Genomic DNA, 24,349 nt, shown 5'->3' on the forward strand with positions numbered 1-24,349 from the left:
ATGATCAGTGAAGAGAAGCAGAAGGCGCTGGAAGCAGCCCTTGGAAATATTGAGAAACAGTTTGGTAAGGGCTCTGTTATGAAGCTTGGAGATTCCAGTTCCCATATGCAGGTGGAGGCTGTTCCTACAGGATGCTTAAGCCTTGATATCGCTCTTGGCGTAGGTGGTGTGCCGAAGGGACGTATCGTGGAGATCTACGGACCGGAGTCCAGTGGTAAGACAACCGTAGCTTTACATATGGTTGCCGAGGTTCAGAAGAGAGGCGGAATCGCAGGATTCATCGATGCAGAGCATGCCCTTGATCCGGTTTACGCCAAGAATATCGGTGTGGATATTGATAATCTTTACATTTCACAGCCGGATAACGGAGAGCAGGCTCTGGAGATTACAGAGACCATGGTGCGCTCTGGTGCTGTGGATATCGTGATCGTGGACTCTGTTGCAGCATTGGTTCCCAAGGCAGAGATCGAAGGCGATATGGGAGACAGCCATGTGGGCCTGCAGGCACGTCTGATGTCACAGGCACTCCGTAAACTGACTGCTGTTATCAGCAAGTCCAACTGTGTGGTAATCTTTATCAACCAGCTCCGTGAGAAGGTCGGCGTAATGTTCGGTAATCCGGAGACTACAACCGGTGGACGTGCCCTGAAGTTCTATGCATCTGTCCGTATGGATGTCCGCCGCGTGGAGACACTGAAGCAGGGCGGTGAGATGGTAGGTAACCATACCCGTGTGAAAGTAGTCAAGAATAAGGTGGCTCCGCCATTTAAACAGGCAGAATTTGATATTATGTTCGGAACCGGTATTTCCAGAGAGGGAGACATCCTGGATCTTGCGGCAGACTGCTCCATTGTAAACAAGAGTGGTGCGTGGTATGCATACGAAGGGGACAAGATCGGACAGGGACGTGAGAATGCCAAATTATTCCTGAGAGAGCATCCGGAGATCCGTGATGAGATCGAGAAGAAGGTACGTGTACAGTATCATCTGGATCCGGCTGATGAAACAGCAGAATCTGCGGCACAGGCAGCGGATACGGAAGAAGAGGAATAATCCATGCTGAATCCGGAAGAACGAAACCGGGCAAGAAAGAAAGCCATGCGGCTTCTGGAACATATGGATCGTACAGAGAAAGGCCTGACGGATAAACTCCGTCAGGCTGAATTTTCACAGGAGGCAGTGGAAGATGCCATTGCCTATGTGAAGTCTTACGGTTATATTAATGATGCCCGTTATGCCAGGACATATATTTCTTTTCGCATGGAGTCCAAGAGCCGCCAGAAGATCCTTTCCGAGCTTCAGATGAAAGGTGTAGACCGTCAGACTGCACTGGAAGCCTGGGAGGAAATGGAAGAACTTATGGAACCTGATGAACGTGCCGTTTTACGAAAGACCATAGAGAAGAAATATGCACCGGATACCGAGCTTGATGAAGGACAGATGCGGAGACTCTATGGTTACCTTGCCAGAAGAGCATTTAAGTACGAAGATATTTCACATACCCTGGATGAGATGAACATCCGTGTGAAACACGAGATGGAATAATTCCGTACAAAAAAAGTCACAGTTCATGCATGCTAACCAAAATCGGCTTTTTCATGAGAAAAACTTGACATAAATGTGAAAAACAGCTAAACTTGTATTGTTGTATTTGTACAATGAAAACTAAATAAGGAGGTGCTCCTGTGGCAGGCACAATTATCGGTGTTATTGTCGCTGTGGTAGTCACGCTACTTATTGCAGTTCCTGTTACTTGCAAGGTTGCTGTTGACAAGAAAGTACGCAAGGATGCGGAAATCGTAGGTACAGCAGAGGATAAAGCAAGGAATATTCTTGATGAAGCATTGAAAGCAGCAGAGACCAAGAAACGCGAAACTTTACTTGAAGTAAAGGAAGAATCTCTGCGAACTAAAAATGAACTGGAAAGGGAAACCAAGGAACGGAGAAACGAGCTGCAGAGATACGAGAAGCGAGTTTTGTCAAAAGAGGAATCTGTTGACAAAAAAGCCAATGCAGTGGAGAAGCGTGAGCTGGAATGTACAGCGAAATTTAACGAGTTACAAGAAAAAGAAAAACGAGTAAATGAACTTGAGGAAAAAGGAGTACGGGAACTGGAACGAGTTTCAGGTCTTACCTCCGAACAGGCAAAAGAAGAGTTACTGAAATCTGTAGAAGATGACGTAAAGGTGGATGTTGCAAGACTCTATAAAGAGCTTGAAAACAGAGCCAAGGAAGAAGCCAACAAGAAAGCTAAGGAATATGTGGTCAATGCCATCCAAAAATGTGCGGTAGATCACGTATCTGAGACAACAATTTCTGTGGTACAGCTTCCAAGTGATGAAATGAAGGGAAGGATTATCGGTCGTGAGGGCCGTAACATCCGTACATTGGAGACACTTACCGGTGTGGATCTGATCATTGATGATACACCGGAGGCAGTTGTTCTCTCCGCGTTTGATCCGATCCGTAGAGAGATCGCCAGAGTGGCCCTGGAGAAACTTATTGTGGATGGACGTATTCATCCGGCAAGAATTGAAGAGATGGTGGAGAAAGCCCAGAAAGAAGTGGAAACACAGATCCGTGAAGACGGTGAGACAGCAGCCATGGATGTGGGCGTTCATGGAATCCATCCGGAACTTCTGAAACTTCTTGGACGTATGAAATTCCGTTCCAGTTATGGTCAGAATGCTTTGAGGCATTCCATTGAGGTTGCACAGCTTTCCGGACTTCTCGCAGGAGAGATCGGTGTGGATGTGCGTATGGCCAAACGTGCCGGACTTCTTCATGATATTGGTAAATCCATTGATCATGAGGTGGAAGGTTCTCATATCCAGATTGGCGTGGATCTCTGTAAGAAATATAAGGAATCCCCGATCGTTATCAACACAGTTGCGTCCCATCATGGCGATGTGGAACCGGAATCTCTTATCGCTTGTATTGTACAGGCTGCTGACGCGATTTCCGCGGCAAGACCTGGTGCAAGACGAGAGACACTGGAAACCTATACCAATCGTCTGAAACAGCTCGAGGATATCACCAATGAGTTCAAGGGCGTAGAGAAATCTTTTGCTATTCAGGCAGGAAGAGAAATTCGTGTTATGGTTGTACCGGATCACGTAAGTGATGCAGATATGGTTCTCCTTGCAAGAGACATTGCAAAGCAGATCGAAGCAGAACTTGAATATCCGGGACAGATCAAGGTTAATGTGATCCGTGAAAGCAGAGCGGTTGATTACGCAAAATAAGCTTTCGCTCACAGAATACTCTGGAAATAATGAAAGCCGGACAGCTTTAATAGCTGGCCGGCTTTTTTGCTGCCCGGAAACAGGTTATATTACGGAGAGTTTGGACGTAAACTGGTACAGGGTGAGTGAATGGAAAAAAGAAATGAAAGCAGAAAATGGAAAACAGCTGGTCGTTTTCCGGCAGAGATTCTTTTTTTGACCGGTTTTCTGGTGGGAAATATCATACCGAATCTGATCTGGAAAATGGAATGGAAACAGAAAACCCTGGCTTCTTTCTATCTGATCCGGAATTTTGCGGGGAAAGATATTTCCGGCGGAGCATATTTGCTGGAAGTGTTACGACACAGGGGAGTACTCTTTCTTTTTCTGTTTTTCTGTGGGTTTACCATATTTGGGGTACCGCTGTCAGTGGCTTATATGCTGATTCTTGGGATGGAGACAGGACTTATCCTGACTTTATCCGTGCTGGAATTTGGTATTTACGGAGGTGTGGCCGGGGCCGGACTTCTGATTCCTCAGTATGTGATCTATATTCCGGTGTATTTTTATCTTGCTGGTCTTGTATACAGACAGTCCTATGATATCTGGAAAAACTATGGGCTTGTACCTCAGAAATCGAGGCTATATATCCGGCAGGGAATGACTGCATTTCTGGTGTATACAGGGGGAATTCTTGCGGAAAGTTTCCTGAATCCGTGGATTCTTGAAAAAGTTGTAAAGGGACTGAAATTTTTTTAAAAAAATTTTTACAATATGTAGTAATGGTTTCCATAAAATCTGCGATATTTGGTGGTTTGAGGCGGAATGTGTTGAAATTGCGAGGTTTTGCGCTGAAAAACCGTTTGATTTTATGTAAAATACACAGTATAATTCAGTCATAAAAGAATACAGATTTTACGGTTTGGTTGATAACGAGTTATTTAGAAACGGGATGTAAGAGAATGGACATAGAGATACGGGAATTTATTACATATTTACATAACAGAAAAAGAACATCTCATAATACAGAGGTGTCATATCAGAGAGATCTGAAGAAAATGGCAGCATATTTTGAGGAACGTGGGATTTACGATATCCGTGACGTGGGAGAGTTGGAACTGGAGGGATATCTCAGTTACATGGAGAGGGGACAGTTTGCCTCTTCTACAATCTCAAGGAATGTAGCTTCCATCCGTGCACTGTTTCAGTATCTTCAGCAGGAAGGCCGGATTGAGAGAGATCCGTCCCTGGAGCTGAAGCCACCCAAGGTTGAGAAGAGGATGCCGGAGATCCTTTCTGTGGATGAAGTGGACAGACTTCTGAGACAGCCGGATTTGAATACTCCGAAGGGAATTCGGGACAGCGCCATGCTGGAACTTCTTTATGCCACAGGAATGCGTGTCAGTGAACTGCTTCACCTGAATCTGGAGGATATTAATCTTCAGCTTGGTTATGTAGTCTGCCACGATGAAGAGAAGGAACGGGTAATCCCTGTAGGAAATGTCTGCAGGAATGCCATGGACAAATATCTGAAAGAAGCCCGCAGAATATTTGTAAAGGAAAATGAGACGCAGAGCCTTTTTACCAACTGTTCAGGAAAGTCCATGAGCAGACAGGGGTTCTGGAAAGTGCTGAAGGGATATGCGGAAGAAGCAGGAATCCAGCATGATATCACACCACACACCCTGAGACATTCTTTTGCCGCACATATGCTGCAGAACGGAGCAGATGTGAAGAGTGTACAGGAAATGCTGGGACATTCAGATATTTCTACAACACAGATCTATTTGAATTTTGGTGTTGCGAAAATGCGTGATGTATACATGAAGGCGCATCCGAGGCATTAACCTGTAAAGAGGAATATGATATTGGGCAGAAAGAAATAAGCGGAGAATGGAACGACAGGACAGTTCTGTTTTCCGCTTTTTTTGATATATTATAAGTCTAACAGATCATGAGAATGGTCATATCTGCTTAAAAAGGGATTGAAAAAAGAACCGACGCTTCCCAGGAAAGGAAGAACGCCGGTTCTTTTGATGTACAGTTTAGTCAAGCAGATATCCGCAACTCTGCCAGGAATTTCCCTGATTCGGTAAAACTGCAGATCAGACAGACCTTAGCAGTTCTCAGCAATCGTATAAAGCAGTTTCTCAGACTCATCCCATCCAAGGCATGCATCTGTGATGGATTTTCCGTAGATGTGATCTCCACCGATCTTCTGGTTGCCTGGCTCAATATAGCTCTCGATCATGAGACCTTTTACCATAGTGTGAAGCTCAGGATCTACCTGACGGCTGTGAAGAACCTCGCTTGCGATACGAACCTGCTGCTCGTAGTGCTTGTTGGAGTTGGAATGGTTGGTATCCACGATTACTGCCGGGTTGGCAAGGTTCTTTGCGTGGTATTTGTCATAGAGAAGACGAAGATCCTCATAATGGTAGTTCGGGATAGCTTCTCCGTGTTTGTTTACCGCACCACGAAGGATTGCGTGGGAGAGCGGGTTACCGGTGGTCTCAACTTCCCAGCTTCTGTAAATGAAGCGGTGAGCGCCCTGTGCTGCAACGATGGAGTTCAGCATAACGCTGTAGTCGCCACTGGTAGGATTCTTCATACCAGCCGGAACGTCCATGCCGCTGACTGTCAGTCTGTGCTGCTGATCTTCAACAGAACGTGCACCTACAGCAACGTAGGAAAGAAGATCAGAAAGATAACGGTAGTTCTCCGGGTAAAGCATCTCATCTGCACAGGTAAAACCACTTTCGCGGATGGCACGCATGTGCATCTTACGGATTGCAATCAGTCCGGCAAGAAGGTTCGGTTTCTTCTCAGGATCCGGCTGATGGACCATTCCTTTATATCCTTCTCCGGTTGTACGTGGTTTGTTTGTGTAAACACGCGGGATAATGAGGACTTTATCCTCGATCTTTTCCTGTACTTTGCGAAGTCTTAAAAGATAATCGCATACAGCATCTTCGTTATCTGCAGAACATGGTCCGATGATAGCGAGGAATTTATCAGATTTTCCGGTGAAAACGTCGCGAATCTCAGCATCGCGTTTCTCCTTGAGAGCCTGAAGTTCAGCATCGATGGGATACTGATTGCGGATTTCCTCAGGAGTTGGCAGTTTTTTTATGAATTCAAAACTCATAGTACTTTATTCCTCCATAATTATAACATTTCGGTTATTAATTATAAACGATTATCGCCCGCTTGTCGATAGGGAAATTTTAGCGCTTTCACGTGTAGAAGGGAAAGGAGCAGTTCACCCAGAAAAATGCCGTAAAAATAGCCTCGAATCCCAATTGCCGGAATCATAAAAACAACAGAAAAAATACGGATGAGAATGCCGGCAGCGCTGTGGATCAGGCAGCGCCCCGGCCTTCCAAGCCCCTGAAGGATGCTGGTGAGCATGGTGTTGGTATAAAGAAAAGGACAGATGAAAGAAAGATACCGTATGTAAGTTCCGGCAGTTTTGCTGTGAAAAAGCAGTGTTCCAAGGAATGGTCCAAAGAGAAAGAATCCGCTTCCACACAAAAATCCCAGAAACATGCAGAGAAAAAAAGTCTGGTCTGTGACATGGCGGATCTGTTTCTGATCTCCAAGGGCATCCATTCTTGCGACAGAGGGCATCAGCATTACAGCTGCGGAAGTTGTAAGGGTGGAAGGAAACAGGAGCAGGGGAAGGGCCATTCCCGTAAAGATCCCGTAAATTTTCAGTGCCTCTGAAGAAGTCATTCCACAGCGAATCAGCATCTGTGGAATCAGAACCGCTTCTATGCTTCCGAGAAGTGTCAGGAGGATGCGGTTCAGGGATATGGGGAAAGACAGGGTAAAAAGATCTTTTATCAGCGGAAAAATTTTAACGGAAGTTTTTTCTTTTACAGGATGATTTCCAAAATGAAAAGAAACCATAAGGAGTGATATCAGAGAAGCGGCAGCTTCTCCTGCGAGGGAACCGCCGGCTGCGATCATCGCAGTGACCGGACGGCCTTCGGAGAGAAAGATCAGATACAGGATATAAGTGGCACCGATCCGGACAGCCTGCTCGCTAAGCTGCACAGCTGCGGGTACAGAAGCTTTTTTCCGGGCATAATAATAGCTGTCAATGCAGGAGTGAATGGCGCAGAGTGGTATACTGGCAGCCGTCAGCCGAAGAAAATCGGAGGTCCCGGGTGCTTTCAGGATTGTGGAAGCAAAAAAATCTGCATGCCGAAAAAGCAGAAAACCGGTTACAGCAGAAAAAAAGACAGCCGCAAAGATTCCCGTAACCAGAGAAAAATATGCCTCCTTTTTTTCCTGAAGAGCAAGTCTGGACGCAATCAGCCGGGAAAGTGCAGACTGGATTCCGGTATAGGAAAGAGCAGCCATAAGTCCCTGCAGAGGAAGGATCAGCTGATACAGACCAAGACCTTCCGCACCAATGGCATGGGATAGGAATATCCTATAAAAGAAACCAGCAATACGGCTGACAAGTCCCGTGCAGGCAAGAATCAAGGTTCCTTTGAGAAATACTTTTTTTGACATGGATAACCTGGAGCCTTTTTTGTCAGTATATGAAGAAGTTAGTCTTGACAGAACCATAGGTTTCTGATAGAGTAAACATGAAATCCGAGGAAAACACTGGGAATTGAAAAAGAGGTGAGCGGATGAAACTGTCAACAAGAGCAAAATACGGACTTAAGGCCCTGATAGACCTTGGTCTTTACAGTGAAAAAGAAGCGGTCTCGCTTCAGAGTATTGCGGGCCGTCAGAATATATCAGTCAGCTATCTGGAACAGCTGATGGCGCTTTTGAAGAAAGCGGGCCTTGTGAAGAGTGTCCGCGGTGCTGCCGGAGGATACTTTCTTGGAAGACCGGCAGAAGAGATTTCAGTGGGAGATATCCTTCGTGTTCTGGAGGGCGGCCTGGAGGCTGCTACATGCCCGGGAACAGAAGGTGACGGAGGCTGCCAGGGTTCTGATCTCTGCGTAGCTAAATTAGTGTGGAAGAGGATCAACGACAGCATCACAGATGCGGTGGATACACTGATGCTCAGTGAGCTGATCGAAGAGAGCCGGAGAATACACGAAAAATAATTATCCTGAACAGGAGGAAAAGAAAATGGGAAAAATGATATATCTGGACAATGCGGCTACCACAAAGACCGCACCGGAAGTTGTGGAGGCAATGCTGCCGTATTTTACAGAGTTTTATGGAAATGCTTCTACTGTTTATGATTTTGCTGCAAACAGCAAGGCTGCTATTGCCAAGGGAAGACAGCAGATTGCAGATGTGATCGGAGCCAAGAAAGAAGAAATCTATTTTACAGCAGGTGGTTCCGAGTCTGATAACTGGGCTCTGAAAGCAACTTTTGAGGCATACAAGAATAAAGGTAACCACATCATCACAACAAAGATTGAGCATCATGCCATCCTTCATACCTGTGAATACCTTGAAAAAGAGCGCGGTGCGAAGGTCACATATCTGGATGTAGATGAGAACGGATTCATTGATCTGGATGAGCTTCAGAAAGCCATTACACCGGAGACCATCCTGATCTCTGTTATGGCTGCAAACAATGAGATCGGTACTCTTGAGCCGCTGAAAGAGATCGGACAGATCGCACATGAGCATGGAATCCTGTTCCATACAGACGCTGTTCAGGCATTCGGACAGATCCCGATCAATGTAGATGAGTTTAACATTGATATGCTCAGCTCCAGTGGACATAAGATCAACGGACCGAAGGGTATCGGTTTCCTCTACATCCGTAAAGGTGTCAAGATCCGTTCCTTTGTACATGGTGGAGCACAGGAGAGAAAACGTCGTGCAGGTACAGAGAACGTTCCTGGAATCGTAGGATACGGCCTTGCTGCAGAACGTGCCAACAAATCCATGAAAGAGCGTACCGCAAAGGAAATTGAGATCCGTGACCATATGATTAACAGGATCCTTACAGAGATCCCATACGTACGTCTCAACGGAGATAAGGTAAAACGTCTTCCGAACAACGTAAACGTAAGCATTCAGTTTATCGAGGGTGAGTCCCTTCTTCTGATGCTTGACAACTTCGGAATCTGCGCATCCAGCGGTTCTGCATGTACATCCGGTTCTCTGGATCCGTCACATGTTCTGCTGGCTATCGGCCTTCCTCATGAGATCGCACATGGATCTCTCCGTATGACATTAAGCGAGGAGACAACAATGGAGGATGCTGATTTTGTAGTAGATAAACTGAAAGATATTACTGCAAACTTAAGAAGTATGTCTCCATTATATGAAGATTTTATTAAAAAGCAGAAAAAATAATAAAAACACTTGCCAGGAGGAAAAAATAATGTATAGTGAAAAAGTAATGGATCATTTTCAGCATCCACGTAATGTAGGTGAGATTGAGAACGCAAGCGGCGTGGGTACTGTAGGAAATGCAAAATGCGGTGATATTATGAGAATATTCCTTGATATTGATGACGAAACCCATATTATCAAAGACTGCAAATTCAAAACATTTGGATGCGGTGCAGCCGTTGCAACAAGCAGCATGGCAACAGAGCTTGTAAAGGGCAAAACCATCGAGGAAGCCATGGAAGTAACAAACAAAGCCGTTATGGAGGCTCTGGACGGACTTCCACCGGTAAAGATCCACTGTTCCCTGCTTGCTGAGGAGGCTATTCATGCAGCTCTCTGGGATTATGCAGAGAAGCATCACATTAAGATCGAAGGTCTTTCCAAACCGAAGTCTGATATCCACGAAGGTGAAGAGGACACAGAAGAGGAATATTAATCCTCTGTATTTGCGATCATAACCGAGGCATGAGCAAGCTTCAATCGAACAGAAACCGTAAGCCATTGAAAGGACAGGTAAGTAAGAAGCATGACAGGACTTACGAACGAAGAAGTTCAGGAAAGAATTGCGCAGGGCCAGGTAAATAATAACGAAAACCCCAACACCAGGACATATAAACAGATCATTCTGGAGAATACACTGACATTCTTCAATTTTCTGAACCTGGTGCTGCTGGTTCTCGTACTGGTGGTTGGTTCCTACAAAAACTCCATGTTTGTAGGAATCATTTTTATTAATACCGTAATTGGAATCATTCAGGAGATCCGTGCCAAGAAGACCATTGACAAGCTGGCTATCCTGACAGAATCCAAGACGGTTGTTCTGCGTGAAGGAAAAAAATGGAAAATTTCTACAGAGAAGCTGGTTGTCGATGATCTGATCTTTCTGAAAGCCGGAGAACAGGTTCCGGCAGATGCGAAGATTCTGGAAGGAAGCCTGGAGGTCAATGAATCTCTGCTGACCGGTGAGGCAGACAATCTTCCGAAGAATACGGGAGATGAGCTTTTTTCCGGAAGTTTTGTGACGGCGGGACAGGCATGCTGCCAGATCATCCATGTTGGAAGTGACAACTATGCGTCAAGGATCACCAGTGAGGCCAAGGAATTCAAACGCCATAATTCAGAGCTTCGAAATTCCCTGAATGCCATCCTGAAGGTGATCAGTATTATTATCGTACCACTGGGTGCGATGCTTTTTTATAAACAGTATTATTTTGTGGGAGATAATATCCGGGATTCCGTCGTCAATATGGTTGCGGCAGTTCTTGGAATGATCCCCGAGGGACTCGTTCTCCTTACCAGTGTGGCGCTGACTCTGGGTGCGCTGAAACTGGCTCAGAAGAAGACTCTGGTGCAGGAGCTGTACTGTATTGAGACTCTTGCGCGTGTGGATACGCTCTGCCTGGATAAGACAGGAACCATTACAGAAGGTACCATGTGTGTGGAAGCAGTGGAGAGCTATCCGCCGGTGTATGATGAGATTTCAGGTGAAGCAGCAGGAAATAAGACTGAGTCTGGTGAAAGTAAGAACGACAGAACTGAGAGTTCTGATCTGGTCGAGGTTTCAGCAGCTTCCGAAATTTCAGCAGTTTCAGCCGCAGAAGCGATTGCAAAAGAGGATGGGAGTTCGATTCTTTCACCACGGGAAGAGTCTGAAGCTGGCACAGAGACGTACAGCCAGGAAGATCCGGAGAAAATCCGGGAGATCGAGCATATCATGGGAAATCTCCTTTCTGTGCTGAAAGACCAGAATGCTACTGCCGATGCACTGCGGGCGAGATTTAAAGTATCCCAGGATATGGAGCTGGATCATGTGATCCCGTTCTCTTCTGACAGAAAGTACAGTGGAGCTGCTTTTAAAGATACAGGCACTTATCTGATGGGTGCTGTGCAGTTTCTTTTTCCGGAAGGGAATCCGGAGCTGGCAGAATACTGCAGCGGTTTTGCGAAAGAAGGACTTCGTGTTCTGGTTGTTGCTCACAGTGAGAATGTAAATGAAGGCACTGAGATCCCGGCAGGGCTTGAGCCGATCGGACTTCTTCTTCTTACGGATGTGATCCGCCAGGAGGCACCGGATACCCTGGCATATTTCGAAAGCCAGGGGGTGGATCTGAAGGTGATCTCCGGTGATGATCCGGTGACCGTTTCTGCCATAGCCAGACGTGCAGGCCTTAAAAATGCGGAGCAGTATGTAGATGCAACAACGATCACAACCCAGGAACAGATGGACGAGGCAGTTGCAACATACAGTGTGTTCGGACGTGTGACACCGCAGCAGAAGCAGGCGATGGTGAAATCTCTTCAGGCACAGAAGCATACGGTTGCAATGACCGGTGATGGTGTAAACGATGTTTTGGCCCTTAAAGAGGCTGACTGCAGTATTGCCATGGCTGAAGGAAGTGATGCGGCCAAGAATATTGCCAATGTGGTATTGCTGGATTCCAATTTTGCAGCGATGCCGGAAATCGTGAACCAGGGACGCAGGGTTGTAAATAATATCCGTACTGCAGCATCCATGTTTCTGATCAAGACAATTTTTTCCGTGCTGCTGTCACTGATCACAATTTTCTTCGGGGATGCCTATCCCTTTGAGCCGATCCAGATGTCACTGATCAGCGCCTGTGCAGTTGGTATTCCTACGTTTCTTCTGGCCCAGGAGAATAATTATGAGAAGATCGACCATACATTTTTGCGTCACGTGTTTATGAATGCATTTCCGGCCGCTGTGACAATCACAGGCTGCGTGTTCAGTGTGATGCTGGTATGTCAGAACGTATATCATTCCAATGCGATGCTGAATACGGCCTGTGTGCTTGTAACCGGGTGGAATTATATGGCCGCACTTAAGACGGTTTACGCACCTTTGAATACCTATCGTAAGGTGATCATTTACAGTATGCAGGTGATCTTTTTCGGGGCGGCGGTGGTTCTGCAGAATCTGCTGACGCTGGGATCTCTGGAATTCGGAATGATCATTCTGGTATTCCTTCTGATGACGTTTTCTCCGATTCTGATCGATGTGATCACAGCCTGGATCAGGAACATTTACAGCCGTTCACTGGATAAAGGAGAACAGGGAAAATTTGCCACATTTATTGATAAGCTGAGAAAATAATAATATGAGAAAAGTAAGAGGACACTACCTGGAAACGGGCAGTGTCCTCTTTAGGTTGAGTGAATAAACTGCGAAACAGATATCCGAAGCAGAGCTGTGTAGCGAATGTGGATCACGCATATCCGCTTGACGAAGATACTATTTCGTATGCATGAGCCAGATAAATCCAAAGGCCGGGATCTCTACGGCCTGTGCATCTCTTTGAACTCCTGTGAGGAGATCTGTATAAGTGCCGTCTTGTTCGTTGATCCAGGCTACTTTGTCCTGGTCACTGAAGTTGTAAATGCAGATCAGTTTCTCTTCGGAAGTTTCTCTTACCAGGGCAAGAAGGGATTTTTCCCAGGTTTCCAGTGTGTGTGCAGGAATCTCAGGGGCAAATACCGGATGGCTGGCGCGGATGGACTCCAACTGTTCCAGACTGTTAAAAATGCGTCCCTGGATCGTCTCGGCATCGGCTCTGTTCCGGGCAAGAATCCAGTTGAAATGGCCGTTGTGGAGCCAACGGGGGTCAGAAGCCCTGGAAGGGTCTGCTTTATAGGTGTAGTCGTTGAGCTGTCCGATTTCATCACCGCTTCGAAGTACCGGGATTCCAGGAAGGGAAAGAAGCAGTGCATGAAGTGCTACATCATATCGGATTCCGCGGCTGACACCATCTGTATTTCCCTCATAATCAAAACGCTCGATTCCTGCAAGGGAGGCAGTTGTTCCGCAGAGCTCGGATTCTTCTGTTTCCGGATTTACATAGATCTCACCCCGAGCAAAGGAATTCGGGAAAAGACCGGAAAGGAATTCATTCAGATAATCTCTGTGAGGACCCTCTGTGATAAAGCTGTCTTTCAGGAAATCATAGTCCAGGTTCCAGCGTACCGTGTTGCGGTTGCGGAGGTAATTCTGGAATACAGGTGCCTGTGGAAGACTGGCCGTCTTATCAATTCCGCGGCGGAGAAGAGTGGTATCTTTTGTGGCAACAGTGTGCCAGATATCGGACATCAGCTGAGTGCTGTTTACAATATGGAGTTCCGGCATATCGGAAGTTCCACCGAATGCAGCCGCTTCTGCTGGTGTGCGGTCTGTCTCACCAAGGAGAAGAACTCCAGGGCATACGATCTCGCAGACCATACGTGTCATGCGGAGAAGAGAGTGCAGTTTCCAGAGATTTTCGCTATCCATCACAGGAAGGACACCAAGACTGAATACAGAAGCGCCCTCATTTGCAAGCTCCAGGATCTGGAGAAGCATTGCATTGAAAAAGGCCGGAGTCTGAAGTACACATGGCGCGCCGGACTGTGGGTCGTCCACAGAAAGGCTTAACGGGATTTCAAGAGCCAGGCGGATACCTGCTTTCTGGCAGTTAACTGCAAGGTCGTGCAGATCTTCTGAGGTTCCGATCTCCGGGATAATGCGAAGAGAGCAGTTGGAAGTTGCCTGGAAAAGATCTGTCAGGTACAGAGTGTCTGCCTTGCATTCACTGATATAGTCCAGCTTACCGGACAGTCCGGCAAGGGTATCTGCGAAATCAGCAGGATTTACAGCCATTCCGGTAAACATGGTCTTACGGAACCAGTCCGGATCAGCAGCACAGTTCTGGTCAGCTTCTTTCATGGAAAGAGAACGCTCGCAGTAGATCTCTTTCATTTTTTTTGTGAGGCTTGAGAATGTGCCGGCAACCTCTGGATGGTCACGGAACAGCTCGCAGTAGAGCCATTTCAGATCGTTGTAGTAGTGGTTCAGGCGTTTCTCGTAGAGTGCATCGTAGGCAGTGTCTTCCTTAGAAGTTTCGACTTTCAGAGGTTCGGTTTTGGAAGTAGTAACTTTCGCCGGTTCAGTTTTGAAAGTTTCGACTTTGATCGGTTCGGTCTTTGAAGTCTCAACTTTAATTGGCTCGGTTTTTGAAGTCTCAACTTTAATTGGCTCAGTTTTTGAAGTCTCGACTTTAATCGGCTCAGTTTTGGAGGTTTCGACCTTGACCGGTTCAGTTTTTGAAGTTTCGATTTTGACGGTTTCGGTTTTTGAAGTTTCAATCTTAACAGTTTCTGGCTTCTTTTTCAGCTGTTGTTCTTTTTTTGCCTGCATGGCAGCTTTCTTTTTCTGGAGTCTTTTTGTTGACATATAGAGTTCCTCCTTAAATAAATTGGTATTTTCGGTATAAAATGTAAACTCTCTGACTGGAGAGAGAAATAGATCTACAGTTTGTGAAAAACCGGCTGACGGTTTTTGAACACAGTATAATAGGAAAAGCCACAGTCACGGAGAACATCGGCTGCCCTGTCAAAAGCATAGGCAATTTTATCCGGGGTGTGGGCGTCTGCACCGATGGTAATGATTTCGCCGCCAAGTTCACGATAACGGCGGATTACATTCACACATGGATTGGGTTCTCCAAGACCGTAGTGATAACCTCCGGTATTCAGTTCAATTCCGATGTTTTTGCGGATCAGTGTACGCAGAATTTCATCCAGGATTTCCTTATAGCGGCCATAGGAGTACTGACGGTTCTGATTGGGGCCGTAACGCACTACATAATCAATGTGTCCGTAGACATCCATTTTATCAAATGCGGCGATATTTTCCAGAATGGATTCAAAATATTCCATATAGCAGGCGGATTCTTTCCGGCCTTCAAAATAAGAAGGATAATAGGGATCATATCCGTGCACCACATGGGAAGAACCAATAACAAAGTCAAAAGGGATTTCTTTCAGAAGTCCGGAAAAAGATTCGGAAAGATGAGGCTGAAGTCCCAGTTCGATTCCGAAATTTACAGAAATCTGGTCCCGGAAAGCATCAGCCAGTTCAAAAAGACGCTGGCGGTATGCCGGGATATCCAGTGAAAAGTCCAGATTTTCCGGTGTTTCCGGGTAATCCGGATCAAGATGCTCGGTAAAACAGATTCCAGTAAGACCTTTATCAACCGCAGTCTGGATCATATCTTCCATGGGTGTTTCGGAATCTGCGGAAAAAGAGGAATGCATATGACAGTCCCATAAAATTTTCTGGCCCATTTTGTACCTCCATATTCAAGTCTGACGAGTGTGCAACAGATGCTGTACCTGCTTTGAAATTTAGAGCTGGCAGGACAGAGATTTCTCTCACAGAATTATAACACATTTTTCATAAATTTTCTTAATATTTATTTTAATGTGCTTTTTTATAAATAGCTCTTGAATTTTTGTTTGGAATTAGGTACAATATGAGACAGGTTGATGTTTCTTTAACAAAGGAACGATTTAAATCACCATTCAATTCATAGGAGGAATTTATCATGGCAGTAAAAGTTGCAATTAATGGTTTTGGACGTATCGGTCGTCTTGCATTCCGTCAGATGTTTGGAGTAGAAGGATTTGAGATCGTAGCAATCAACGATCTTACATCTCCTAAGATGCTTGCTCACTTATTAAAATATGATTCTACACAGGGAAGATATGCTCTTGCTGATAAAGTAACAGCAGGCGAGGATTCCATCACAGTAGACGGAAAAGAGATCAAAATCTATGCTAAGGCTAACGCTGCAGAGCTTCCTTGGGGAGAGATCGGTGTAGACGTAGTTCTTGAGTGCACAGGTTTCTACACATCCAAAGACAAAGCTCAGGCTCATATCGATGCAGGTGCTAAGCACGTAGTTATTTCCGCTCCGGCTGGAAACGACCTTAAGACAATCGTTTACAACGTAAACCATCAGGGTCTTACAAACGAGGACAAGATCATCTCCGCAGCTTCCTGTACAACAAACTGCCTTGCACCAATGGCTAAGGCTCTTAACGATCTTGCACCGATCAAATCCGGTATCATGTGCACAATCCACGCTTACACAGGCGATCAGATGACACTTGACGGACCGCAGAGAAAAGGCGATCTGAGAAGATCCCGTGCAGCTGCAGTTAACATCGTTCCGAACAGCACAGGTGCTGCTAAAGCTATCGGACTTGTTATCCCAGAGCTTAACGGCAAACTTATCGGTTCTGCACAGCGTGTACCTACCCCAACAGGTTCTACAACAATCCTTACAGCAGTAGTTGAAGGAAACGTTACTAAAGAGCAGATCAACGCAGCTATGAAAGCAGCTTCCAATGAGTCCTTCGGATACAACGAGGATGAGATCGTATCCAGCGATATCGTTGGTATGAGATTTGGTTCCCTCTTCGATGCTACTCAGACAATGGTACTTCCACTTGAGAATGGCACAACAGAGGTTCAGGTAGTTTCCTGGTATGACAACGAGAACTCCTACACAAGCCAGATGGTTCGTACAATCAAGCACTTCGGAAAACTTCTGAACGCTTAATTTTCTGCGAACGGGTGTAGAAGAATAGACTCAGAAAGGGTCCGGTCTGAAGAGGACCGGGCCCTTTTTTTCCAAAAGACCAAACAAAAAAATGTCTGAGGAATGACTGTTAACAGAGCGGACAACAATATCGCTCGCCCTTATTGATCTGCTTTTGCAGAAATAAAAGTTAAGGAGATATAGAGATGCTGAACAAAAAAAGTGTTGACGATATCAATGTAAAAGGACAGAGAGTACTTGTAAGATGTGATTTCAACGTTCCGCTTCAGGATGGAAAGATCACAGATGAGAACCGTCTTGTAGCTGCTCTTCCGACAATCAAGAAACTGATCGCAGACGGTGGAAAGGTTATCCTCTGCTCCCACCTTGGAAAACCGAAGGGAGAGCCGAAACCGGAGCTTTCTCTTGCACCGGTAGCTGTTCGCCTTTCCGAGCTTCTTGGACAGGAAGTAAAATTTGCAGCAGATCCTGAGGTAGTAGGACCGAACGCAAAGGCTGCTGTAGCAGCAATGAAAGACGGCGACGTAGTTCTTCTTGAGAACACACGTTATCGTGCAGAAGAGACAAAGAACGAGGATAAGTTCAGCGAAGAGCTTGCTTCCCTTTGCGACGTATTTGTAAACGATGCATTTGGAACAGCTCACAGAGCTCACTGCTCCAATGTAGGTGTTACCAAATATGTGAAGACAGCAGTTGTAGGATATCTGATGGAGAAAGAGATCGCATTCCTTGGAAACGCTGTAAACAATCCGGAGAGACCATTCGTTGCAATCCTTGGCGGAGCTAAGGTTTCCAGCAAGATTTCCGTTATCAACAACCTTCTTGACAAGGTAGATACACTGATCATCGGTGGTGGAATGTCTTACACATTCTCCAAAGCTATGGGTGGACATATCGGAAGATCCCTCTGCGAGGATGATTACCTTCAGTATGCACTTGACATGATGAAGAAAGCAGAGGAGAAAGGTGTGAAACTTCTTCTTCCTGTAGATAACAGAATCGGTGATGACTTCTCCAACGACTGCAATATCCAGGTTGTAAAACGCGGTGAGATTCCGGACGGATGGGAAGGAATGGATATCGGACCTGAGACAGAGAAGATCTTTGCAGACGCTGTTAAAGATGCCAAGACAGTTGTATGGAACGGACCGATGGGATGCTTCGAGATGCCGAACTTCGCACATGGTACAGAGGCAGTTGCAAAAGCTCTTGCTGATACAGACGCAACAACCATCATCGGTGGTGGTGATTCCGCAGCAGCTGTAAATATCCTTGGATATGGCGACAAGATGACACACATCTCCACAGGTGGCGGTGCTTCTCTTGAGTTCCTTGAGGGCAAAGAGCTTCCGGGCGTAGCAGCAGCTAACGATAAAGACTGATAAAAAATAAAGTGTTCCGCGAACACAAAAAGGAGATAAAAACAATGGCAAGAAAGAAAATTATTGCTGGAAACTGGAAAATGAACATGACACCAAGCGAGGCTGTAAAGCTTGTTGAGACTTTAAAACCGCTTGTTGTTAACGATGAAGTTGACGTAGTATTCTGCGTACCGGCTATCGACATCATCCCTGTTGTTGAGGCAGCTAAAGGTTCTAACATCCAGGTTGGTGCTGAGAACATGTACTTCGAGGAGAAAGGTGCTTACACAGGTGAGATCGCTCCGGCTATGCTCGTAGATGCAGGCGTTAAGTACGTTGTACTTGGACACTCCGAGAGAAGAGAGTACTTCGGTGAGACAAACGAGGACGTTAACAAAAAAATGCTCAAAGCTTTCGAGCATGGCATCACACCGATCATGTGCTGTGGTGAGACACTTACTCAGAGAGAGCAGGGCGTAACAATGGACTTCATCCGTCAGCAGGTTAAGGTTGGATTCCAGGGTGTTACAGCTGATCAGGCTAAGACAGCAGTTATCGCTTACGAGCCGATCTGGGCTATCGGAACAGGTAAGACAGCTACAACAGAGCAGGCTCAGGAAGTTTGCGCTGATATCCGTAAATGCATCGCTGAGATCTATGATGATGCTACAGCAGCAGAGATCCGTATCCAGTACGGCGGATCTGTAAACGCTGCAACAGCTCCTGACTTATTCGCTCAGGCTGACATCGATGGCGGTCTTGTAGGTGGCGCTTCCCTGAAACCAGATTTCGGAAAGATCGTAAACTACAAATAAATCGTATATTTTGTTCAAACTGAATAAATAAATTGTATGAAAGAACCCCTGAACACAGATAAATCTGGTAAAATTGCCGGATAAACTGTGGAAGGGGTTCTTTTTTGACAGAATAGCAGATATCACTTTCAGGAAAAGAATCGAGCTGGAAAGTAAAAAAGTGATAATAACATAAAAAACTCTTTCTGACATGGATGACACAGCCGACGAAAAGCTGCATTCCTTTACAGTCAGAGAGAGTTTTTATCATCTTTAGAGGAAGAAGTATAATTCTTCGTATCTGTTTTTTCATTCATTTCATCAGGCTCTGGAATATGCTCCACAATATCTTCAATCTCACAGTGGAGAATGGAACATAGCCTGTCTATTGTGTAAATTTCAACATTTTTATTTTTTCGCAGTCTGTCCAGAAGTGAACGGGTGATCTGATAATGTTCATAAAGATCATACTGAGTAATTCCGCGTTCCTTCATCGTGACCCAAAATCTGTCATATTTTATCATATGTATATCCTGTCCGATTCGTCCTTGAATTAATCTTATTATGAGGGTAAAATTGGGATTACAACAGTGTCCTTATACCGACACTATGGAAAGGAGAAACGATGAGGAAGTTTTTTAAGATCTTTTTTTCGGTGGTAGTTATACTTTATTTTTCAGCTACAATGTTTTATTGTTTTGTAGCCGGAACACCGGAAGCGGGAAAAGGAGCAGCAATCTATATAATGTCAGCAGCAGGTCTGTCAATTCTTTTTCCAGCGTTTACCTGTGGATGCATTCACTACATTATTTACCTCAGAAAAAAACTGGATGAAAAGAGCAAATGATTTGGATTTATGTTATGATAATAGTAAGGAGATTATTGGGGATACAGCATAGCTGTTACGTATTATAATAGAAAGAAAGCCTGCAACTGTGCGGAAGACGCTTATAGGATCATTTGGGGAGGATTTTAATGGGAAATATTCTGGATTATCTGGACTGGAGAGGGGATCTTACTTTTGAACAGACACCCTTTAATCAAGTAGACAATCTGATACTGGCATGTTTTTCTTATCTGGATCTGGATGAAATAGCTGATGTAAAAAACGGGAATACTCTTTCTGTGGAAGAACTTTTTGAGATATTTTCCGGAAAAGAAAAGGATGGAGAGGTGAAAGCAGAAAGTGCTTTTCTGCAAAATACACCAATTCTTCTTGAAAAAATGGCCAGCTCAGAAAGATTTCGAAAATGCAGGGCAGGAGGATATGTTAATGAGATCCTTTTCCGGAAAGCGCAGCAGTTTTCGGCAGTTACAGTGGAACTTCCTGACGGAACTGCATATATTTCTTTTCGTGGAACGGACGATACCATTGTAGGATGGAAAGAAGATTTTAACCTGAGCAACGGAATTGTGCCCTCTCATAGAAAAGCACTGGAATATCTGGAATTTAATGGGACTTACATGCAGTCCATGATTCGACTCGGAGGGCATTCCAAGGGAGGAAATCTGGCTATGTACACGGCAATGCAGTGTGATGACGCACTTCAGGAAAAAATCCTTTCCGTTTATGACAACGACGGCCCGGGTTTCCCGGAAGCGTTTTTCAGTTCAGAGAAAGTAGAAAAGGTTTTGCCAAAAGTCACTCGTATCATTCCTGAGGCATCGGTGATCGGTATGCTGCTCAACCACCAGAAAGATCCTCTGATTGTAGCGAGTACCCAGAAGGGAATCCTGCAGCATGATGCTTTTACCTGGGAGGTGATGGGACCATCCTTTATAGAGAAAGAAAGTCTGACGAGAAGAGCGGCGGCATCAGATCGGAGTCTCCATAAATGGATCGACCATATGGATGAAAGACAGAGGGAGCATCTGATCGGGGAACTTTTTTCCGTGCTGGAAGCAACCGGAGCAGAGACGATTTCACAGATTCAGGACGGCGGCCTGAAAAGTCTGGCGGCCATGGTACGTCAGCTGGATAAACTGGAACCCCGGTCCAAGATCATGGTTCAGGAACTGATCGCCGGAATTTTCGGCAGCTGGCTGGAACTCCTTCCGCTGCCGGAGCTTGACAAAAAGCGTTTTCTGCCATAACATAGGAGTTAACTCTGATAAAAATTGGAAAAAACGGAAAGGGGACATCAGAAAATGAGCGAAAAAGTCGTAAATGCGGCCCTTCTTGGTCTTGGAACAGTAGGAACCGGAGTCTATAAAGTTATCAAAAATCAGGAGCAGGAAATGACAGCCAAGCTTGGACGTCAGGTAAAGATCACGAAGATCCTGGTGCGTAACCTTGAGAAAGCATCTAAGAAGGTGGAAGATCCATCTGTTCTTACAACAGACTGGGCAGATATAGAAGGAGATTCTTCCATAGATATTGTGATCGAGCTGATCGGAGGAATTGAGCCGGCACGTACTTATATTCTTGCAGCACTGAAAGCCGGAAAGAACGTGGTGACTGCAAACAAGGATCTGATCGCAGTCCACGGAAAAGAGATTCTGGAAACCGCCAAGGCTGCACAGAAAGATTTCCTGTTTGAGGCTGCTGTTGCCGGAGGAATTCCGATCATCAGCCCGCTGAAGAACAGCCTCGAGGCCAACCATGTAACGGAAGTGATGGGAATCGTAAACGGAACTACGAACTTTATCCTCACCAAGATGTCCCAGGAGGGAATGGAATTTTCAGATGCCCTTGCTCTTGCCACAGAGCTTGGATATGCAGAGGCAGATCCTACTGCAGATATAGAAGGAATTGACGCAGGAAGAAAGGTAGCGATCCTTGCCTCCGTTGCTTTTAATTCCAGAGTTACTCTTGACAATGTTCATATCGAGGGAATCACCAAGATCACAGCGAAAGATATCCGCTACGCCAAGGAAATGGGCTGTGAGATCAAACTTCTGGGTGTTGCCCGCTGCCAGGAGGACGGTGTTGAGGCTTATGTATGCCCGATGCTGATCCCGGCAGAGCATCCGCTTGCATCTGTCAATGATTCCTACAATGCGGTATTTGTACATGGAGATGCTGTAGGTGATACCATGTTCTACGGACGTGGAGCAGGAGAACTTCCAACAGCAAGTGCAGTTGTCGGTGATATATTTGAGGTAGTCCGTAACATGAAAGCAGACTGCTGTGGACGTGTGGGCTGCACCTGCTATAAGACACTTCCCGTAAAAGCCATGGCAGATACCCACAACCGTTATTTCCTCCGTCTGCAGGTTGAGGACCGCTGTGGTGTGCTTGCGGAGATCCTGGAGCATTTTGCAAAATATCAGGCAAGTGTTGCACAGATCATGCAGAAAGAGAGCAAGAGACCGGATACAGCAGAGGTTGTTGTGATCACCAAGCTGGTAAGTGAGGGCGCTTTCTTTAAGGTTAAGGAAGAACTGGAGAACAGTGCATCTGTAAGAAAGATCTCTTCCATGATCCGTGTATATGAGAAATAAAAAAAGCGTTGCAAAATTCCTGGATTTTGGTACTATATAAAATGGAAAACAAAAGAATCCCGGATGGCGCAGGAAGTTTCCATATCGTCGGAAATCTGTGCCGGATGGAACTTCGATCAAAGATAAGAAGGGGAAAATTATGAGTAAAAAACCAACAGTTTTAATGATCCTTGATGGATACGGACTCAATGACAGACATGACGGAAATGCTGTATATGAGGCGAAGACACCGGTTATGGACGGACTTATGAAAGATTATCCGTTTGTAAAAGGCAATGCCAGCGGTCTTGCTGTAGGTCTTCCGGATGGACAGATGGGTAACTCAGAGGTTGGCCATATGAACATGGGCGCAGGCCGTATCGTATACCAGGAGCTTACAAGAATCACAAAAGAGATCCAGGACGGAGATTTCTTCAAGAACGAGGCACTTCTCGCTGCTATGAAGAACGCAAAAGAGAACGATTCTGCAATCCATTTCATGGGACTTCTTTCTGACGGTGGTGTACACAGCCACAATACCCATCTCTATGGACTTCTTGAGATGGCCAAGAGAGAAGGACTTAAGAAAGTTTACGTACACTGCTTCCTGGACGGACGTGACACACCGCCTGCATCCGGTAAAGAGTTTGTAGAGCAGCTGGAAGCCAAGATGAAAGAGATCGGCGTTGGTGAGATCGGTGTGATTTCCGGACGTTACTATGCAATGGACCGTGATAACCGCTGGGATCGTGTAGAGCTTGCATACAAAGCTCTTACACAGGGCGAAGGAGTAAAGGGAACAGATGCTGCGGCAGCAGTTCAGGCTTCCTATGATGATGGCAAGACCGATGAGTTCGTACTTCCGACAGTGATCGAGAAAGACGGCAAACCGGTTGCAACCATTTCTGATAAGGATTCCGTTGTATTCTTCAACTTCCGTCCGGACCGTGCAAGAGAGATCACAAGAGCTTTCTGCGATGATGATTTCAAAGGCTTTGAGAGAGTGAAGAGACTGGATACTACATTCGTATGCTTCACAGAGTATGATGATACGATCCAGAACAAACTGGTAGCATTCCACAAAGTTCTTCTTCACAATACATTCGGTGAATATCTTGCAGCTCACAATATGACACAGGCACGTATCGCTGAGACAGAGAAGTACGCACACGTTACTTTCTTCTTCAACGGTGGTGTTGAGGAGCCGAACAAGGGAGAGGACAGAATTCTTGTAAAATCCCCGAAGGTTCCGACCTATGACATGCAGCCGGAGATGAGCGCACCGGAAGTTTGCGAGAAACTTGTTGAGGCAATCAAATCTGATAAATATGATGTGATCATCATCAACTTCGCAAACCCGGATATGGTTGGCCACACAGGTGTCGAGGCAGCTGCGATCAAGGCTGTTGAGACTGTTGATGAGTGTGTAGGAAAGGCTGTAGAGGCAATCAAAGAGGTTGACGGACAGCTCTTTATCTGCGCTGACCACGGTAATGCAGAACAGCTTATAAATTATGAGACCGGTGAGCCATGGACTGCTCATACAACCAATCCGGTTCCGTTTATCCTGGTAAATGCAGATCCGAAATACACACTTCGTGAGAACGGATGCCTTGCAGACATCGTTCCGACACTGATCCAGCTTATGGGCATGGAGCAGCCGAAGGAAATGACAGGAGAGTCTCTTCTTGTTGAGAAATAAATAAGATATATGGAATCCCTGCAGATTTTCAAAGATCTGCGGGGATTTTTTTCGTCGGATTGTTCCTATTTTCACACATGGAAAAATTTTTCAAAATCATCTTGTAAAATCATTCCATTTCAAC

20 protein-coding genes are annotated in these 24,349 nt (G+C 45.6%); 15 read left to right on the plus strand and 5 right to left on the minus strand.

All coding sequences use genetic code 11. The features are described from left to right. From recA to xerD, 5 genes are all read left to right on the plus strand, one after another. Nucleotides 1-1,053 (plus strand): recombinase RecA, encoded by a 1,053-nt coding sequence (gene recA / locus GPK81_RS16955; protein ID WP_118062123.1) that lies wholly within the window; start codon nt 1-3, stop codon nt 1,051-1,053. Nucleotides 1,054-1,056: 3 nt separating this feature from the next. Beyond that, entirely contained in the window at nt 1,057-1,545 is a 489-nt protein-coding gene (locus GPK81_RS16960; protein ID WP_173772461.1) for a regulatory protein RecX, read from the plus strand. A gap of 140 nt (nt 1,546-1,685) precedes the next feature. Next, nucleotides 1,686-3,245 carry a ribonuclease Y gene (rny, locus tag GPK81_RS16965; RefSeq protein WP_021976878.1) on the plus strand — a complete coding sequence of 520 codons (1,560 nt, stop codon included), beginning with the start codon at nt 1,686-1,688 and terminating at the stop codon, nt 3,243-3,245. A gap of 129 nt (nt 3,246-3,374) precedes the next feature. Continuing rightward, a complete protein-coding gene (locus tag GPK81_RS16970) occupies nt 3,375-3,983 on the plus strand; it encodes a stage II sporulation protein M (protein WP_021976877.1) in 609 nt (202 codons plus the stop codon). Nucleotides 3,984-4,186: 203 nt separating this feature from the next. Then, nucleotides 4,187-5,071: a site-specific tyrosine recombinase XerD gene (gene xerD, locus GPK81_RS16975; RefSeq protein ID WP_021976876.1), complete on the plus strand. Its 885-nt coding sequence runs from the start codon at nt 4,187-4,189 to the stop codon at nt 5,069-5,071. Nucleotides 5,072-5,340: 269 nt separating this feature from the next. Here xerD and GPK81_RS16980 read toward each other — a convergent pair whose 3' ends face one another. Continuing rightward, nucleotides 5,341-6,372, minus strand: a complete 1,032-nt coding sequence (locus GPK81_RS16980) for a 3-deoxy-7-phosphoheptulonate synthase (protein WP_021976875.1) — start codon at nt 6,370-6,372, stop codon at nt 5,341-5,343. Between the two features lie 41 nt (nt 6,373-6,413). After that, on the minus strand, nt 6,414-7,748 hold the full coding sequence (locus GPK81_RS16985) for a polysaccharide biosynthesis protein (protein ID WP_215707391.1): 1,335 nt from the start codon (nt 7,746-7,748) through the stop codon (nt 6,414-6,416). A gap of 122 nt (nt 7,749-7,870) precedes the next feature. Between GPK81_RS16985 and GPK81_RS16990 the strand changes: the two genes are divergently transcribed. The 4 genes from GPK81_RS16990 (at nt 7,871) to GPK81_RS17005 (ending at nt 12,663) form a co-directional block, all read left to right on the plus strand. After that, nucleotides 7,871-8,299 carry an RrF2 family transcriptional regulator gene (locus GPK81_RS16990; protein ID WP_015526993.1) on the plus strand — a complete coding sequence of 143 codons (429 nt, stop codon included), beginning with the start codon at nt 7,871-7,873 and terminating at the stop codon, nt 8,297-8,299. Between the two features lie 25 nt (nt 8,300-8,324). Next, nucleotides 8,325-9,512: a cysteine desulfurase NifS gene (gene nifS, locus GPK81_RS16995; protein WP_119247866.1), complete on the plus strand. Its 1,188-nt coding sequence runs from the start codon at nt 8,325-8,327 to the stop codon at nt 9,510-9,512. Nucleotides 9,513-9,540: 28 nt separating this feature from the next. Next, on the plus strand, nt 9,541-9,987 hold the full coding sequence (gene nifU / locus GPK81_RS17000) for a Fe-S cluster assembly scaffold protein NifU (RefSeq protein ID WP_118062128.1): 447 nt from the start codon (nt 9,541-9,543) through the stop codon (nt 9,985-9,987). Nucleotides 9,988-10,077: 90 nt separating this feature from the next. Then, nucleotides 10,078-12,663: an HAD-IC family P-type ATPase gene (locus tag GPK81_RS17005; protein WP_174087954.1), complete on the plus strand. Its 2,586-nt coding sequence runs from the start codon at nt 10,078-10,080 to the stop codon at nt 12,661-12,663. A 138-nt stretch (nt 12,664-12,801) separates the two neighbouring features. Here the strand turns inward: GPK81_RS17005 and GPK81_RS17010 are convergent, their stop codons facing one another. Continuing rightward, nucleotides 12,802-14,772 (minus strand): hypothetical protein, encoded by a 1,971-nt coding sequence (locus GPK81_RS17010; protein WP_215707392.1) that lies wholly within the window; start codon nt 14,770-14,772, stop codon nt 12,802-12,804. 74 nt (nt 14,773-14,846) lie between these two features. Next, nucleotides 14,847-15,665 (minus strand): histidinol-phosphatase HisJ family protein, encoded by an 819-nt coding sequence (locus GPK81_RS17015; protein ID WP_021977193.1) that lies wholly within the window; start codon nt 15,663-15,665, stop codon nt 14,847-14,849. Nucleotides 15,666-15,925: 260 nt separating this feature from the next. On the opposite strand from GPK81_RS17015, the gene gap reads away from it, so the two are divergent. The 3 genes from gap to tpiA all read left to right on the plus strand — a co-directional run bounded on the left by gap (nt 15,926) and on the right by tpiA (nt 19,121). Then, nucleotides 15,926-16,945 carry a type I glyceraldehyde-3-phosphate dehydrogenase gene (gene gap / locus GPK81_RS17020; RefSeq protein ID WP_215707393.1) on the plus strand — a complete coding sequence of 340 codons (1,020 nt, stop codon included), beginning with the start codon at nt 15,926-15,928 and terminating at the stop codon, nt 16,943-16,945. A 185-nt stretch (nt 16,946-17,130) separates the two neighbouring features. After that, nucleotides 17,131-18,327, plus strand: coding sequence for a phosphoglycerate kinase (locus GPK81_RS17025; RefSeq protein WP_118169292.1), 1,197 nt, complete (start codon nt 17,131-17,133; stop codon nt 18,325-18,327). Nucleotides 18,328-18,371: 44 nt separating this feature from the next. Next, nucleotides 18,372-19,121: a triose-phosphate isomerase gene (gene tpiA / locus GPK81_RS17030; RefSeq protein WP_021977259.1), complete on the plus strand. Its 750-nt coding sequence runs from the start codon at nt 18,372-18,374 to the stop codon at nt 19,119-19,121. A gap of 230 nt (nt 19,122-19,351) precedes the next feature. Here tpiA and GPK81_RS17035 read toward each other — a convergent pair whose 3' ends face one another. Next, nucleotides 19,352-19,624 (minus strand): helix-turn-helix domain-containing protein, encoded by a 273-nt coding sequence (locus GPK81_RS17035; protein WP_021977257.1) that lies wholly within the window; start codon nt 19,622-19,624, stop codon nt 19,352-19,354. 451 nt (nt 19,625-20,075) lie between these two features. Between GPK81_RS17035 and GPK81_RS17040 the strand changes: the two genes are divergently transcribed. The 3 genes from GPK81_RS17040 to gpmI all read left to right on the plus strand — a co-directional run bounded on the left by GPK81_RS17040 (nt 20,076) and on the right by gpmI (nt 24,225). Beyond that, a complete protein-coding gene (locus GPK81_RS17040; protein WP_021977255.1) occupies nt 20,076-21,194 on the plus strand; it encodes an Mbeg1-like protein in 1,119 nt (372 codons plus the stop codon). 54 nt (nt 21,195-21,248) lie between these two features. Beyond that, nucleotides 21,249-22,544 (plus strand): homoserine dehydrogenase, encoded by a 1,296-nt coding sequence (locus GPK81_RS17045; RefSeq protein ID WP_021977254.1) that lies wholly within the window; start codon nt 21,249-21,251, stop codon nt 22,542-22,544. 139 nt (nt 22,545-22,683) lie between these two features. Beyond that, nucleotides 22,684-24,225: a 2,3-bisphosphoglycerate-independent phosphoglycerate mutase gene (gene gpmI, locus GPK81_RS17050; protein ID WP_021977253.1), complete on the plus strand. Its 1,542-nt coding sequence runs from the start codon at nt 22,684-22,686 to the stop codon at nt 24,223-24,225. Nucleotides 24,226-24,349: the final 124 nt, after the last annotated feature.

This window comes from Blautia sp. MCC283, from assembly GCF_018785565.1.
GTDB lineage: Bacteria > Bacillota > Clostridia > Lachnospirales > Lachnospiraceae > Blautia_A.

What these genes read in the sequence shown, in the direction of transcription:
- GPK81_RS16970 (WP_021976877.1), top strand. Translation starts at nt 3,375, where the DNA reads ATGGAAAAAAGAAATGAAAGCAGAAAATGGAAAACAGCTGGTCGTTTT.
- GPK81_RS16985 (WP_215707391.1), bottom strand. Translation starts at nt 7,748, where the DNA reads ATGTCAAAAAAAGTATTTCTCAAAGGAACCTTGATTCTTGCCTGCACG.
- tpiA (WP_021977259.1), top strand. Translation starts at nt 18,372, where the DNA reads ATGGCAAGAAAGAAAATTATTGCTGGAAACTGGAAAATGAACATGACA.
- GPK81_RS16980 (WP_021976875.1), bottom strand. Translation starts at nt 6,372, where the DNA reads ATGAGTTTTGAATTCATAAAAAAACTGCCAACTCCTGAGGAAATCCGC.
- GPK81_RS17040 (WP_021977255.1), top strand. Translation starts at nt 20,076, where the DNA reads ATGGGAAATATTCTGGATTATCTGGACTGGAGAGGGGATCTTACTTTT.
- GPK81_RS17015 (WP_021977193.1), bottom strand. Translation starts at nt 15,665, where the DNA reads ATGGGCCAGAAAATTTTATGGGACTGTCATATGCATTCCTCTTTTTCC.
- gpmI (WP_021977253.1), top strand. Translation starts at nt 22,684, where the DNA reads ATGAGTAAAAAACCAACAGTTTTAATGATCCTTGATGGATACGGACTC.
- GPK81_RS16990 (WP_015526993.1), top strand. Translation starts at nt 7,871, where the DNA reads ATGAAACTGTCAACAAGAGCAAAATACGGACTTAAGGCCCTGATAGAC.
- GPK81_RS17035 (WP_021977257.1), bottom strand. Translation starts at nt 19,624, where the DNA reads ATGATAAAATATGACAGATTTTGGGTCACGATGAAGGAACGCGGAATT.
- gap (WP_215707393.1), top strand. Translation starts at nt 15,926, where the DNA reads ATGGCAGTAAAAGTTGCAATTAATGGTTTTGGACGTATCGGTCGTCTT.
- GPK81_RS17010 (WP_215707392.1), bottom strand. Translation starts at nt 14,772, where the DNA reads ATGTCAACAAAAAGACTCCAGAAAAAGAAAGCTGCCATGCAGGCAAAA.
- recA (WP_118062123.1), top strand. Translation starts at nt 1, where the DNA reads ATGATCAGTGAAGAGAAGCAGAAGGCGCTGGAAGCAGCCCTTGGAAAT.
- nifU (WP_118062128.1), top strand. Translation starts at nt 9,541, where the DNA reads ATGTATAGTGAAAAAGTAATGGATCATTTTCAGCATCCACGTAATGTA.
- xerD (WP_021976876.1), top strand. Translation starts at nt 4,187, where the DNA reads ATGGACATAGAGATACGGGAATTTATTACATATTTACATAACAGAAAA.
- GPK81_RS17025 (WP_118169292.1), top strand. Translation starts at nt 17,131, where the DNA reads ATGCTGAACAAAAAAAGTGTTGACGATATCAATGTAAAAGGACAGAGA.
- GPK81_RS16960 (WP_173772461.1), top strand. Translation starts at nt 1,057, where the DNA reads ATGCTGAATCCGGAAGAACGAAACCGGGCAAGAAAGAAAGCCATGCGG.
- GPK81_RS17045 (WP_021977254.1), top strand. Translation starts at nt 21,249, where the DNA reads ATGAGCGAAAAAGTCGTAAATGCGGCCCTTCTTGGTCTTGGAACAGTA.
- nifS (WP_119247866.1), top strand. Translation starts at nt 8,325, where the DNA reads ATGGGAAAAATGATATATCTGGACAATGCGGCTACCACAAAGACCGCA.
- GPK81_RS17005 (WP_174087954.1), top strand. Translation starts at nt 10,078, where the DNA reads ATGACAGGACTTACGAACGAAGAAGTTCAGGAAAGAATTGCGCAGGGC.